20 protein-coding genes are annotated in these 13,172 nt (G+C 69.1%); all 20 read left to right on the plus strand.

What is annotated here, in order from left to right:
* Positions 1–99: 99 nt before the first annotated feature.
* The 20 genes from ACTMS2_RS12285 (at position 100) to rplE (ending at position 13,171) form a co-directional block, all read left to right on the plus strand.
* Complete coding sequence (locus tag ACTMS2_RS12285; protein WP_101412802.1) at positions 100–471, plus strand: hypothetical protein; 372 nt, start codon at positions 100–102, stop codon at positions 469–471.
* A 530-nt stretch (positions 472–1,001) separates the two neighbouring features.
* Positions 1,002–1,349, plus strand: a complete 348-nt coding sequence (locus tag ACTMS2_RS12290; protein WP_441175774.1) for a hypothetical protein — start codon at positions 1,002–1,004, stop codon at positions 1,347–1,349.
* A 492-nt stretch (positions 1,350–1,841) separates the two neighbouring features.
* Positions 1,842–2,030 (plus strand): hypothetical protein, encoded by a 189-nt coding sequence (locus tag ACTMS2_RS12295; protein WP_441175503.1) that lies wholly within the window; start codon positions 1,842–1,844, stop codon positions 2,028–2,030.
* Between the two features lies 1 nt (position 2,031).
* Complete coding sequence (rpsG, locus tag ACTMS2_RS12300; RefSeq protein WP_077938296.1) at positions 2,032–2,502, plus strand: 30S ribosomal protein S7; 471 nt, start codon at positions 2,032–2,034, stop codon at positions 2,500–2,502.
* Between the two features lie 74 nt (positions 2,503–2,576).
* Positions 2,577–4,673, plus strand: coding sequence for an elongation factor G (fusA, locus tag ACTMS2_RS12305; RefSeq protein WP_088998348.1), 2,097 nt, complete (start codon positions 2,577–2,579; stop codon positions 4,671–4,673).
* A 219-nt stretch (positions 4,674–4,892) separates the two neighbouring features.
* The gene (tuf, locus tag ACTMS2_RS12310; RefSeq protein ID WP_088998349.1) at positions 4,893–6,086 is read left to right on the plus strand and encodes an elongation factor Tu; all 1,194 of its coding nucleotides are present in this window, start codon (positions 4,893–4,895) and stop codon (positions 6,084–6,086) included.
* Positions 6,087–6,436: 350 nt separating this feature from the next.
* Positions 6,437–6,745, plus strand: coding sequence for a 30S ribosomal protein S10 (gene rpsJ, locus ACTMS2_RS12315; RefSeq protein ID WP_007073037.1), 309 nt, complete (start codon positions 6,437–6,439; stop codon positions 6,743–6,745).
* 11 nt (positions 6,746–6,756) lie between these two features.
* Positions 6,757–7,422: a 50S ribosomal protein L3 gene (rplC, locus tag ACTMS2_RS12320; protein WP_441175504.1), complete on the plus strand. Its 666-nt coding sequence runs from the start codon at positions 6,757–6,759 to the stop codon at positions 7,420–7,422.
* On the plus strand, positions 7,419–8,069 hold the full coding sequence (gene rplD, locus ACTMS2_RS12325) for a 50S ribosomal protein L4 (protein WP_101412800.1): 651 nt from the start codon (positions 7,419–7,421) through the stop codon (positions 8,067–8,069). The genes rplC and rplD overlap by 4 nt, the downstream gene beginning before the upstream one ends.
* Complete coding sequence (gene rplW / locus ACTMS2_RS12330) at positions 8,066–8,368, plus strand: 50S ribosomal protein L23 (RefSeq protein WP_357562406.1); 303 nt, start codon at positions 8,066–8,068, stop codon at positions 8,366–8,368. The genes rplD and rplW overlap by 4 nt, the downstream gene beginning before the upstream one ends.
* 12 nt (positions 8,369–8,380) lie before the next feature.
* On the plus strand, positions 8,381–9,220 hold the full coding sequence (rplB, locus tag ACTMS2_RS12335) for a 50S ribosomal protein L2 (RefSeq protein WP_088998353.1): 840 nt from the start codon (positions 8,381–8,383) through the stop codon (positions 9,218–9,220).
* A gap of 12 nt (positions 9,221–9,232) precedes the next feature.
* Positions 9,233–9,514, plus strand: coding sequence for a 30S ribosomal protein S19 (gene rpsS / locus ACTMS2_RS12340; protein WP_013735950.1), 282 nt, complete (start codon positions 9,233–9,235; stop codon positions 9,512–9,514).
* 40 nt (positions 9,515–9,554) lie between these two features.
* Positions 9,555–10,022, plus strand: a complete 468-nt coding sequence (rplV, locus tag ACTMS2_RS12345) for a 50S ribosomal protein L22 (protein ID WP_088998354.1) — start codon at positions 9,555–9,557, stop codon at positions 10,020–10,022.
* Positions 10,022–10,879: a 30S ribosomal protein S3 gene (rpsC, locus tag ACTMS2_RS12350; protein ID WP_088998355.1), complete on the plus strand. Its 858-nt coding sequence runs from the start codon at positions 10,022–10,024 to the stop codon at positions 10,877–10,879. The genes rplV and rpsC overlap by 1 nt, the downstream gene beginning before the upstream one ends.
* Before the next feature lie 3 nt (positions 10,880–10,882).
* A complete protein-coding gene (gene rplP, locus ACTMS2_RS12355; protein ID WP_007465292.1) occupies positions 10,883–11,308 on the plus strand; it encodes a 50S ribosomal protein L16 in 426 nt (141 codons plus the stop codon).
* Entirely contained in the window at positions 11,308–11,544 is a 237-nt protein-coding gene (rpmC, locus tag ACTMS2_RS12360; RefSeq protein WP_007073028.1) for a 50S ribosomal protein L29, read from the plus strand. Before rplP ends, rpmC begins: the two co-directional genes overlap by 1 nt.
* Positions 11,541–11,819 (plus strand): 30S ribosomal protein S17, encoded by a 279-nt coding sequence (rpsQ, locus tag ACTMS2_RS12365; RefSeq protein WP_210832540.1) that lies wholly within the window; start codon positions 11,541–11,543, stop codon positions 11,817–11,819. Before rpmC ends, rpsQ begins: the two co-directional genes overlap by 4 nt.
* A 97-nt stretch (positions 11,820–11,916) precedes the next feature.
* The gene (gene rplN / locus ACTMS2_RS12370) at positions 11,917–12,285 is read left to right on the plus strand and encodes a 50S ribosomal protein L14 (RefSeq protein WP_007465279.1); all 369 of its coding nucleotides are present in this window, start codon (positions 11,917–11,919) and stop codon (positions 12,283–12,285) included.
* On the plus strand, positions 12,282–12,602 hold the full coding sequence (gene rplX / locus ACTMS2_RS12375; RefSeq protein ID WP_007465276.1) for a 50S ribosomal protein L24: 321 nt from the start codon (positions 12,282–12,284) through the stop codon (positions 12,600–12,602). Before rplN ends, rplX begins: the two co-directional genes overlap by 4 nt.
* Positions 12,602–13,171, plus strand: coding sequence for a 50S ribosomal protein L5 (gene rplE / locus ACTMS2_RS12380; RefSeq protein ID WP_132230905.1), 570 nt, complete (start codon positions 12,602–12,604; stop codon positions 13,169–13,171). The genes rplX and rplE overlap by 1 nt, the downstream gene beginning before the upstream one ends.
* The last annotated feature ends 1 nt before the right edge of the window (position 13,172 follow it).

The following is a 13,172-nucleotide window of genomic DNA, read 5'->3' on the forward strand; positions in this document are numbered from 1 at the left end:
CGACGAGGCCCCCGGCACGCGCCGGGGGCCTCGTCGTGTCCGGGCCCGGGGTGGCCCGTGCGGGCGTCGCGGCGCGGCGGACCGGGGCATGATGGGGGCATGACGACCGCACCCGGGCAGGCGCCCGTCGCCCAGCCGGGGCCGCCCCGCCATCCGCTCGATCCGGACCCGGTCCGGGCCACGAAGGCGCGCGCGGTCTTCGCACTGGGCCTGATCGGCGCGTTGACCGGCCTGTTCATCGGCGGCATCGTGCCGGCCACGGTGGCGCTCCAGCTCGCGCGCCAGGCGCGCCGGGAGGCGTACGCCTCGGGGGGTTTCCTGACCGGCGCGGCCTGGCTGCGTCGGGGGGAGCGGCTGGCCTGGGCGGGCCTGGTGCTGGCCGCCGTCAGCGTGGTGGCCGCGGTGGTCCTCGGGGTGGTCCGGCTCGCCGACACGCCCTACGGGCAGGACTTCGCACCGAACGTGGACTAGCCCGACCGTCGGGGACGTGTCCGCGCCGGGCGCGGGCCGTCGGCCGGCGGCGGTAGCCTGGCCCGGGTGTCCGTCGCGCGGCGGTGGACGCCGACACGTCGACAGGAGGACCCGTGACGGAACCGGCGCGCCACCCCGGCGATCCCGTGGCGCCCCCCGCCGCGAATCCCGACGCCCCGCCCGGCGGGCAGTGGGCGCGGCCCGACACGGCCCAGAGCGGCCCGTCCGCGCCGGGCTACCCGCCGCCGGTGTCGCCCTGGGGTGCTCCGCCGGCTGCGGGGGAGCCGGGTCGGCTGTCCGTGTCGCCCTGGAGTGCCCCGCCGGCCGCGGGGGAGTCGGGTCCGTCGCCGGTGTCGCCCTGGGGCGCGGGGGAGTCGGGCCCGCCGTCCGTGTCGCCCGGGAGCACCTCGGCCGCGGTTCCGTCGCCGGCTCCGGGCTGGGGCCCGGGCCCGGCCGCCCCGCCCCCGCCCCCGCGCGAGGCCGCCCGGCCGCCGAAGCGGGTCGACCCGGTCGCGGGTACGCCGTTCGGCGTGGTGCACCTGGACGTGCCGCCGGTCACCTCCGGCCTGGCCGTGGGTTCGCTGGTTGCCGGCATCGTGTCGACCCTGGTCTCGCTGCTGGTGATCTGCGTCGGCGCGGTCGGCGGCGTGGGCGGCGCGTGGGCGGCCGGCGCGTTCACGGTGCTGGGCGTCCTGGCCGGCGCGGGCGCCGTCGTGGCCGGCCTGCTGGGGATGCGGCAGATCCGGCGCCCCGCGCCCCCGCCGGCGGTCCGGTTCACCGGGCGGGGCCTGGCGGTGGCCGGGGTCTGCTGTGGCGGCGCGGGGCTGGTGCTCAGCCTGCTCGGCCTGGGGCTGGCGTTGCTGCTGGGGCTCGGGTGACGGCCGTGCCCGCCCGGGGGGCCTGACCACCGCCGAGACGGGGTCGACGGGCCGCTCCACGGGGAAGCCGGTACACTGGGATCCGTAGGTGCCCACCACGGGCGGGTAGGCGCGACGGACTGGATCGGGCGGGCGGTGGACGCTCCGCCAGCCGCTCCGTTTTGACCTGTGCGGTTGTGGTAGGTACTCTTTCCCCTTGTGCCCGGGCAAGCCCGGGCAACTCGTGCGTGCGCTGGATCCGGTGAGCCGGAGATCGCGTGGGAGCACGACAAAGCCACAGAACCGGCGCGCGGCCTGCCGTGTGCCAGTGCAAGACCCGGTCGACACGCGCGAGCGTCGGCACCGGGACCGTGAGCTGGGCGACACGCCCGACCGCGGGTGCCGGGCCATCGCGAGGTGGCCCTGGTCGGAATGTAGGAGAGTCGGCCATCAGGTCGGCTACGGCAGACGGTGCGGCCGCCACCAGGCGGTCGAAGGGAGCGGAGAAACCCGGTGCCCACGATCCAGCAGCTGGTCCGAAAGGGCCGCCAGGCGAAGACGAGTAAGACCAAGACCCCGGCGCTGAAGGGTTCCCCTCAGCGGCGCGGCGTGAAGATCGTCCGCGGTTCGCTGGACACCCAGGGCGTCCGCAACCGTAAGCAGGCGCGCAGCCGTTACGGCGCGAAGAAGGAGAAGAGCTGACATGCCGCGCAAGGGACCCGCTCCGCGGAAGCCGCTGGTCGCTGACCCGGTGTACAACTCGCCGTTGGTCACCCAGCTGGTGAACAAGATCCTCCTGCGCGGTAAGCGTCAGCTCGCTGAGCGCATCGTCTACGCCGCCCTCGAGGGCTGCCGTGAGAAGTCCGGCACCGACCCGGTCGTCACCCTCAAGCGGGCGATGGACAACGTCAAGCCGACCCTCGAGGTGCGCAGCCGCCGCGTCGGTGGCGCCACCTACCAGGTTCCGGTCGAGGTGCGCCCCGCCCGGGCGACCACCCTGGGCCTGCGCTGGCTGGTCACCTACTCCCGCGCCCGTCGCGAGAAGACGATGATCGAGCGCCTGATGAACGAGCTGCTGGACGCGAGCAACGGCCTCGGTGCCGCCGTCAAGCGGCGCGAGGACACGCACAAGATGGCCGAGTCCAACAAGGCCTTCGCGCACTACCGCTGGTAACACCCTGGTTCCGGCGCCCTCGGGCGCCGGAACCGCCACCAGTTGTGTCGAGACGACGATAAGTAGGGATTGAAGTGGCCGCCGCAGACGCGCTCGCCAACGTACGCAACATCGGCATCATGGCCCACATCGATGCCGGTAAGACCACCACCACCGAGCGGATCCTGTTCTACACCGGCATCACGTACAAGATCGGTGAGGTCCACGAGGGCGGTGCCGTCATGGACTGGATGGAGCAGGAGCAGGAGCGTGGTATCACCATCACCTCCGCTGCTACCAAGTGTGAGTGGAAGGGCCACACGATCCAGATCATCGACACGCCCGGCCACGTCGACTTCACGGTCGAGGTCGAGCGTTCGCTGCGGGTGCTGGACGGCGCGGTCGCGGTCTACGACGGTGTCGCCGGCGTGGAGCCGCAGACGGAGAACGTCTGGCGGCAGGCGGACAAGTACAACGTCCCCCGGATGTGCTTCGTCAACAAGCTCGACCGGACCGGTGCCGACTTCTTCCGCTGCGTGCAGATGATGATCGACCGGCTGAACGCCACCCCGCTGGTGCTCCAGATCCCGATCGGCGCCGAGTCCGACTTCATCGGCGTCGTCGACCTGGTCGAGATGCGCGCCCTCACCTGGCGCGGCGAGACCCAGAAGGGTGAGGACTACGCGGTCGAGGAGATCCCGGCCGACCTCGCCGACTCCGCCGCCGAGTGGCGCGAGAAGCTGGTGGAGACCCTGGCCGACGTCGACGACGCGGTGATGGAGAAGTACCTGGAGGGCGAGGAGATCTCCGTCGAGGAGATCAAGGCCGCCATCCGCCGGGCCACCATCGGCGGCAAGGCCAACCCGGTCCTCACCGGCACCGCCTTCAAGAACAAGGGCATCCAGCCGATGCTCGACGCGGTCGTCGCGTACCTGCCGTCGCCGCTGGACATCCCGGCGATCGAGGGTACGGCCACCGACGGCGAGACCCCGATGCAGCGCAAGCCGTCGAAGTCGGAGCCCTTCTCGGGCCTCGCCTTCAAGATCCAGACGGACAAGCACCTCGGCAAGCTCACCTACGTCCGGATCTACTCCGGCACGCTCGAGTCCGGCTCCCAGGTGGTCAACTCCACCAAGGACCGCAAGGAGCGGATCGGCAAGATCTACCAGATGCACGCCAACAAGCGGGAAGAGCGCAGCTCGGCCCAGGCTGGCGACATCATCGCGGTGCAGGGTCTGAAGCAGACCACCACCGGTGACACGCTGTGCGACCCGGCGAACCCGGTCATCCTGGAGTCGATGACCTTCCCGGAGCCGGTCATCGAGGTCGCCATCGAGCCGAAGACCAAGGCCGACCAGGAGAAGCTCAGCACCGCCATCCAGCGGCTGGCCGAGGAGGACCCGACCTTCCGCGTCAAGCTGGACGACCAGACCGGTCAGACGGTCATCTCCGGCATGGGCGAGCTGCACCTGGACATCCTGGTCGACCGGATGCGCCGCGAGTTCAACGTCGAGGCCAACATCGGCAAGCCGCAGGTGGCCTACCGCGAGACCATCCGCCGCAAGGTGGAGAAGGTCGAGTACACCCACAAGAAGCAGACCGGTGGTTCCGGCCAGTACGCCCGGGTGATCATCAGCCTGGAGCCGCTGCCGCTGGGCAACGACGCACCGACCTACGAGTTCGCCAACGCGGTGACCGGTGGCCGTATCCCCCGGGAGTTCATCCCGTCGGTGGACGCGGGCGCCCAGGACGCCATGCAGTACGGCATCCTCGCCGGCTTCCCCCTGGTGGGCGTCAAGCTCACCCTGGTGGACGGCCAGTACCACGAGGTCGACTCGTCGGAAATGGCGTTCAAGATCGCCGGCTCGATGGCGATGAAGGAGGCGGCCCGCAAGGCCGACCCCGCACTCCTCGAGCCGATGATGGCCGTTGAGGTCACCACTCCTGAGGAGAACATGGGTGACGTCATCGGCGACCTCAACTCCCGCCGCGGCATCATCCAGGCGATGGAGGAGCGCAGCGGCGCCCGCGTCGTCAAGGCTCTGGTGCCGTTGTCGGAGATGTTCGGCTACGTCGGCGACCTGCGGTCGAAGACCCAGGGCCGGGCTAGCTACAGCATGCAGTTCGACTCCTACGCCGAGGTTCCGTCCTCGGTCGCGAAGGAGATCATCGCCAAGGCGACGGGTGAGTGATCCTCACCTGACGTGATCGATGATCCGGGGCGGTCGCGGGAGGGTGCTCCCCGCCCGCGACCACCTCGGTCGGGATGCGTGAGACCGGGCCTGTAGGCTTCATCGCCGCAGAACCCACCAAAGCTCTCCGGCCGTCAGGCCGGAAAGGCTGTCGACAGAGTCCTAAGCGCCGACCGGCGCGCCGGGGCGAACGAACCAAGAAGTCCACAGGAGGACCCAGTGGCGAAGGCGAAGTTCGAGCGGACTAAGCCGCACGTCAACATCGGCACCATTGGTCACATCGACCACGGTAAGACGACGCTGACGGCGGCCATCACCAAGGTCCTGCACGACCAGTACCCGGACCTGAACCCGTACACGCCGTTCGACGAGATCGACAAGGCGCCGGAGGAGAAGGCCCGCGGCATCACGATCTCCATCGCGCACGTCGAGTACCAGACCGAGGCGCGGCACTACGCGCACGTCGACTGCCCCGGTCACGCCGACTACATCAAGAACATGATCACCGGTGCCGCGCAGATGGACGGCGCGATCCTGGTGGTTGCGGCGACCGACGGCCCGATGCCGCAGACCCGCGAGCACGTGCTGCTGGCCCGCCAGGTCGGCGTGCCGTACATCGTCGTGGCGCTCAACAAGAGCGACATGGTCGACGACGAGGAGCTCCTGGAGCTCGTCGAGCTCGAGGTCCGTGAGCTGCTGTCGAACCAGGACTACCCGGGCGACGACCTGCCGGTCGTGCGGGTCTCGGCGCTGAAGGCCCTCGAGGGTGACCCCGAGTGGACCGGCAAGCTGCTGGACCTGATGACCGCGGTCGACACCGCGATCCCGCAGCCGGAGCGCGAGACCGAGAAGCCGTTCCTCATGCCCATCGAGGACGTCTTCACGATCACCGGTCGTGGCACGGTCGTCACCGGCCGCGCCGAGCGTGGCGTGCTCAAGCCGAACGAGGAGGTGGAGATCGTCGGCATCCGCGAGAAGTCGATGAAGACCACCTGCACCGGCATCGAGATGTTCCGCAAGCTGCTCGACGAGGCCCGCGCGGGCGAGAACGTCGGTCTGCTGCTGCGTGGCATCAAGCGCGAGGACGTCGAGCGCGGCATGGTCGTCATCAAGCCGGGCACCACGACCCCGCACACGGAGTTCGAGGCGACGGTCTACATCCTCTCCAAGGAGGAGGGTGGCCGCCACACCCCGTTCTTCCAGAACTACCGTCCGCAGTTCTACTTCCGGACCACGGACGTCACCGGTGTCGTCACCCTCCCCGAGGGCACCGAGATGGTCATGCCGGGTGACAACACCACCATGACGGTGAAGCTGATCCAGCCCATCGCCATGGAGGAGAACCTCAAGTTCGCGATCCGCGAGGGTGGCCGCACCGTCGGCGCCGGGTTCGTCACCAAGATCATCAAGTGAGCTAGGTAACCCCGATTAGACCCGCCGCCGGTCGTGCGGCATACTAGTCAGGTTGCGTAACGACAGTTCGCTGCCTGTGTTCGGCTTTCGCTGAACCTCCGGGTGGCAGAGCAGTCGAGCGTAGGGTGGTTGGCGGCCAGTCCGCCAACCACCCTCGCGCGGCGTTCAGGTCGCGGTAGTGCGATCGGCGCCTTGACCCACCGCGCGGTCAGAGTCGCTCCGGAGTCCCGGGGCGGAGCCTGGCCCGAGGGCGCGACACGCCCGACCGCGGGGGTCGGCGAAGTGGGCCTGTGCCAGCCGGTACAGGCGCCCGCAACACAGCGGCATCGAGAGAAGGAACAGAAGCCACCATGGCGGGACAGAAGATCCGCATCCGGCTCAAGGCCTATGACCACGAGGTCGTCGACTCCTCGGCTCGGAAGATCGTCGAGACGGTGACGCGTACCGGGGCGCAGGTCGCGGGCCCGGTGCCGCTGCCCACGGAGATCAACCGTTTCTGCGTTATCCGCTCGCCGCACAAGTACAAGGACTCGCGCGAGCACTTCGAGATGCGCACGCACAAGCGGCTGATCGACATCATCGACCCGACCCCGAAGACGGTCGACTCGCTCATGCGCCTCGACCTGCCGGCTGGCGTCGACATCGAGATCAAGCTGTAGGGACCGGACAAATGGACAGGCAAGTCAAGGGGATCCTGGGCGCAAAGCTCGGCATGACCCAGGTCTGGGACAACAACCGTGTTGTCCCGGTGACCGTGGTCGAGGCCGGCCCGTGCGTCATCAGCCAGGTTCGTAGCGCCGACAAGGACGGTTACTCCGCGGTCCAGCTGGCGTACGGCACGATCGACCCGCGCAAGGTCAAGAAGCCGATCAGCGGGCACTACGCGAAGGCCGACGTCGCGCCGCGGCGCCACATCGTCGAGCTGCGCACGAGCGACGCCACCGACTACTCGCTGGGCCAGGAGGTCACGGTCGAGGAGTTCCCGGCGGGGATGTCGATCGACGTGACCGGCAAGACCAAGGGCAAGGGCTACGCCGGCCCGATGAAGCGGCACGGCTTCCACGGTCTGCGCGCCAGCCACGGTGTCGAGCGCAAGCACCGCTCGCCCGGCTCCATCGGCGCCTGCGCCACCCCGGGTCGTGTCTTCAAGGGCACCCGGATGGCCGGCCGGATGGGTGGCGTGCGCTACACCGTCCAGAACCTGACCGTCCAGGCGGTCGACACCGAGAACAACCTCCTGCTCGTCCGTGGCGCCATTCCCGGCCCCAAGGGCGCGCTGGTCCTGGTCCGTACCGCGGCCAAGACCAAGGCGAAGAAGGGCGGTGCGGCCAAGTGACCACCGTTGACGTCCTCACCGTCGAAGGCTCCAAGAGCGGCTCCGTCGAGCTGCCCGCCGACATCTTCGACGTCCAGGCGAACGTCGCGCTGATGCACCAGGTCGTGGTGGCTCAGCTCGCGGCTGCCCGGCAGGGCACGCACAAGGTCAAGACCCGCGGCGAGGTCGCCGGCGGCGGCAAGAAGCCGTACAAGCAGAAGGGCACCGGTCGCGCCCGGCAGGGCTCGATCCGCGCGCCGCAGTTCGCCGGCGGTGGCGTCGTGCACGGCCCCGTGCCGCGCGACTACAGCCAGCGGACCCCGAAGAAGATGAAGGCCGCCGCCCTGCGTGGCGCCCTCTCCGACCGGGCCCGCGCCGGACAGGTGCACGTCGTCGAGGCGTTCGTCTCGGGCGAGAAGCCGTCGACGAAGGCCGCTCTGGCCACGCTGGCGAAGCTGACCGAGGCCCGTCGGGTCCTGGTCGTGCTGAGCAGCACCGACGAGCTGAACTGGGTGTCGCTGCGCAACGAGCCGCGGGTGCACCTGATCGAGGCCGGCCAGCTCAACACGTACGACGTGCTGGTGGCCGACGACGTGGTCTTCACCAAGGACGCCCTGGACGAGTTCCTGGGTGTTCCCGCCGAGACCACCGAGGAGGGTGGCAAGTGAGCACGATCGCCGACCCGCGCGACATCATCGTGGCGCCGGTCGTCTCGGAGAAGAGCTACAGCGAGCTGAACCGCAACTGGTACACCTTCCTGGTGCACCCGGACGCGAACAAGACCGAGATCAAGATCGCGATCCAGCAGATCTTCGGCGTCCGCGTCCTGACGGTCAACACGCTCAACCGCCAGGGCAAGCGCAAGCGGACCAAGACCGGTTTCGGGCAGCGTAAGGCCACCAAGCGGGCGATCGTGAAGCTGGCTGACGGTGACCGTATCGAGGCCTTCGGCGGCCCGGTCAGCTGAGGGGTGTAGACAATGGCTATCCGTAAGTACAAGCCGACGACGCCGGGCCGGCGTGGCTCCAGCGTCGCCGACTTCGCTGAGATCACCCGGTCGACGCCCGAGAAGTCGCTGCTGGCTCCGCTGCCGAAGAAGGGCGGGCGTAACGCCCACGGCCGGATCACCACGCGGCACCACGGTGGCGGTCACAAGCGCCAGTACCGTCTGATCGACTTCAAGCGGGTCGACAAGGACGGCGTGCCGGCGAAGGTCGCCCACATCGAGTACGACCCGAACCGCACCGCGCGCATCGCGCTGCTGCACTACGCCGACGGCGAGAAGCGCTACATCATCGCGCCGAAGGACCTGAAGCAGGGCGACCGCGTCGAGTCCGGCCCGGGCGCCGACATCAAGCCCGGCAACAACCTGCCGCTGCGCAACATCCCGGTCGGTACCACCATCCACAACGTGGAGCTGCGTCCGGGTGGCGGCGCCAAGCTGGCCCGCTCGGCCGGCGTCGGCATCCAGCTGCTCGGCCGTGAGGGCGTGTACGCGACCCTGCGTATGCCGTCCGGCGAGATCCGGCGGGTCGACGTCCGCTGCCGCGCCAGCATCGGCGAGATCGGCAACGCCGACCAGTCGAACATCAACTGGGGCAAGGCCGGCCGCATGCGGTGGAAGGGCAAGCGCCCGACCGTCCGTGGTGTCGCGATGAACCCGGTCGACCACCCGCACGGTGGTGGTGAGGGTAAGACCTCCGGTGGTCGCCACCCGGTCAACCCGCAGGGTAAGCCCGAGGGCCGCACCCGTCGTAAGGGCCAGCCGAGTGACCGGCTGATCGTCCGCCGCCGCTACGCCACGCGTAAGCGCGGCTGAGGGAGATAAGACATGCCTCGCAGCCTGAAGAAGGGCCCGTTCATCGACGACCACCTGCTCAAGAAGGTGGAGACGCAGAACGAGAAGGGCTCGAAGAACGTCATCAAGACCTGGTCGCGGCGCTCGACGATCATCCCGGAGATGCTGGGCCACACGATCGCCGTGCACGACGGACGCAAGCACGTCCCCGTGTTCGTGACTGAGGCGATGGTCGGGCACAAGCTCGGCGAGTTCGCGCTGACCCGCACGTTCAAGGGTCACGAGAAGGACGACCGGAAGAGCCGTCGGCGCTGACGCCGCGGGCATACGGATAGAGGAACAAGGGGTTACAGCGATGCCAGGAAAGGGCGACGCTCCGGTGCTTCCGGGCGCGCGGGCGGTTGCGCGGCACGTGCGCATCTCGCCGATGAAGGCGCGCCGGGTGGTCAACCTCGTCCGCGGCCTGCCCGCGAAGGAGGCGCTCACGGTGCTGCAGTTCGCGCCGCAGGCTGCGAGCGAGCAGGTGTACAAGGTGCTCGCTAGCGCGATCGCCAACGCGGAGAACAACGAGCGGCTGGACCCCGACGCGCTGCTCGTCAGCGAGGCGTACGTCGACGAGGGCCCGACCATGAAGCGGTTCCAGCCGCGGGCGCAGGGCCGGGCGTACCGGATCCGCAAGCGCACCTGCCACATCACCGTCGCGGTCGAGGCGGTGGCGCCGGCCGCGCCGAAGAAGGCGGCCGCGAAGAAGGCGGCCCCGGCGAAGCAGGCGGAGCCGGCCGAGACGGCCGAGACGCAGAGCAAGACGGAGGGCGCCGAGTAATGGGTCAGAAGGTTCACCCGCACGGGTTCCGGCTCGGCATCTCGACCGACTGGAAGTCCCGCTGGTTCGCGGACAAGCTCTACAAGGACTACATCGGCGAGGACGTCAAGATCCGCCGCATGATGTCCAAGGGCCTCGAGCGCGCCGGCATCTCCAAGGTCGACATCGAGCGCACCCGGGACCGGGTCCGCGTCGACATCCACACCGCCCGGCCGGGCATCGTCATCGGCCGTAAGGGTGCGGAGGCCGACCGGATCCGCGGCGAGCTCGAGAAGCTGACCGGCAAGCAGGTCCAGCTGAACATCATCGAGGTGAAGAACCCCGAGTCGGACGCGCAGCTCGTCGCACAGGGTGTGGCCGAGCAGCTCTCCAGCCGGGTCAGCTTCCGTCGGGCGATGCGCAAGGCCATGCAGTCCGCGATGAAGAACCCGGTCTGCAAGGGCATCCGGGTCCAGGTCTCGGGCCGGCTCGGCGGTGCCGAGATGAGCCGGACCGAGTTCTACCGCGAGGGCCGGGTCCCGCTGCACACGCTGCGGGCCAACATCGAGTACGGCTTCTTCGAGGCCCGTACGAGCTTCGGCCGGATCGGCGTGAAGGTCTGGATCTACAAGGGCGACGCGGTGCCGGGTCGGGAGACTCCGGCCGAGGCGCCGTCGCGTCCGCGCCGTGACCGTGGCGACCGCCCCGAGCGGCCGCGCCGTGGCCGGTCCGGCTCGTCCGGCACGACCGCCGGCGGTACCGAGGCCGGCCGGGCCGCCGCCGCGACGACCATCGCGCAGCAGGCCGAGACGCCGAGTGGGGACGCGGTGGATCCCGCCGCCGTCGCCGCCGCGGCAGAAACGCAGCAGGAGGGCTGACAGATGCTGATGCCGCGCAAGCCCCCGAAGGGCTTCCGCAAGCCGCACCACCCGGACCGCAGTGGCGCGTCCAAGGGTGGTAACCGGGTGGTGTTCGGCGAGTTCGGGATCCAGGCTCTCGAGCCGGCGTACGTGACGAACCGCCAGATCGAGTCGGCGCGTATCGCGATGACCCGCCACATCAAGCGTGGTGGCAAGGTCTGGATCACGATCTTCCCGGACCAGGCTCTCACCAAGAAGCCGGCGGAAACCCGGATGGGTTCCGGTAAGGGCTCGCCCGAGTGGTGGGTCGCCAACGTCAAGCCGGGGCGGGTTCTCTTCGAGATGTCCTTCCCCAACGAGCAGATCGCGCGAGAGGCGATGCGTCGCGCGATCCACAAGCTCCCGATGAAGTGCCGCATTGTTACGCGCGAAGTGGGTGAATCCTGATGGCAGCGGGCGTTAAGGCCTCCGAGCTGCGTGAGCTCTCCGAGGAGGAGCTGGTCACGAAGCTGCGCGAGGCCAAGGCGGAGCTGTTCAACCTCCGCGTGCAGGCCGCGACCGGCCAGCTGGACAACAACCGGCGGCTGCAGGTCATCCGTCGGGAGATCGCCCGGATCTACACGATCATGCGTGAGCGCGAGCTGGGTCTCTCGGCCGCGCCGACTGAGGTGACTGCATCATGAGCGAGAACACCACCACCGCCGCCGCGCGGGCCCGCCGCAAGGTGCGTGAGGGCCTCGTGGTCAGCGACAAGATGGAAAAGACCGTCGTCGTCGAGGTCGAGGACCGGGTCAAGCACGCGCTGTACGGCAAGATCATGCGCCGTACGCGCAAGTTGAAGGTGCACGACGAGCAGAACACCGCCGGCATCGGCGACCGGGTCATGATCATGGAAACCCGGCCGCTGTCCGCCACGAAGCGGTGGCGGCTCGTGGAGATCCTGGAAAAGGCCAAGTAGCGAAGGCTCGAGCTCGCCCGGCGTCAGTCGGGCGCGGGTTCCGCCAGGCTCCGGCCGCCGTGCGCGGCCGGAGAACCGGCAGACATAGGAGATAGACGTGATTCAGCAGGAGTCGCGACTGCGCGTCGCCGACAACACGGGTGCCCGGGAGATCCTGTGCATCCGGGTTCTCGGTGGCTCCGGTCGGCGCTACGCGAGTATCGGCGACGTCATCGTGGCCACCGTCAAGGACGCGATCCCGGGTGCCGGTGTGAAGAAGGGCGACGTCGTCAAGGCCGTCGTCGTTCGCACCGCCAAGGAGAGGCGGCGGCCGGACGGTTCGTACATCCGCTTCGACGAGAACGCCGCCGTCATCATCAAGGACGGCGGAGACCCGCGCGGTACCCGCATCTTCGGCCCGGTGGGCCGGGAACTGCGGGACAAGCGGTTCATGAAGATCATCTCTCTCGCGCCGGAGGTGTTGTGACCGTGAAGGTCAAGAAGGGCGACACGGTCGTCGTCATCGCCGGCAAGGACAAGGGTGCCAAGGGCAAGGTCATCGCGGCCTACCCGCGGCAGGACAAGGTCCTGGTCGAGGGCGTGAACCGGGTCAAGAAGCACACCCGCATCAGCACCACCCAGCGTGGCGCCAAGACCGGTGGCATCGTCACCCAGGAGGCCCCGATCCACGTCTCGAACGTGCAGGTCCTGGACTCCGACGGCAAGCCGACCCGCGTCGGTTACCGGATCGACGACAACGGCCAGAAGGTCCGCATCGCGCGTAGCACCGGTAAGGACCTGTGATGACCACGGCTACCGAAACCAAGACCATGCCGCGCCTCAAGGAGCGGTACCGCAACGAGATCGTGGCGCAGCTGCAGGAGCAGCACCAGTTCGGCAACCCGATGCAGGTGCCGCGGCTCGTCAAGATCGTCGTCAACATGGGTGTCGGCGAGGCTGCCCGGGACGCCAAGCTGATCGACGGCGCCGTCCGGGACCTGGCCACCATCACCGGCCAGAAGCCGCAGGTGCGGCGGGCGACCAAGTCCATCGCGCAGTTCAAGCTCCGCGAGGGCATGCCGATCGGTGCGAAGGTGACCCTTCGCGGCGACCGGATGTGGGAGTTCCTGGACCGGCTGCTGTCGATCGCGCTGCCGCGTATCCGTGACTTCCGCGGTCTGGACGGGCGCAAGCTCGACGGGCACGGCAACTACACGTTCGGTCTGACCGAGCAGTCGGTGTTCCACGAGATCGACCAGGACAAGATCGATCGGCAGCGGGGCATGGACATCACGGTGGTCACGACCGCCACGACCGACGACGAGGGCCGGGCGCTGCTCAAGCTCCTGGGCTTCCCGTTCAAGGAGAACTGAG

It is taken from the genome of Micromonospora sp. SD12 (genome assembly GCF_052068495.1).
GTDB lineage: Bacteria > Actinomycetota > Actinomycetes > Mycobacteriales > Micromonosporaceae > Micromonospora > Micromonospora echinofusca.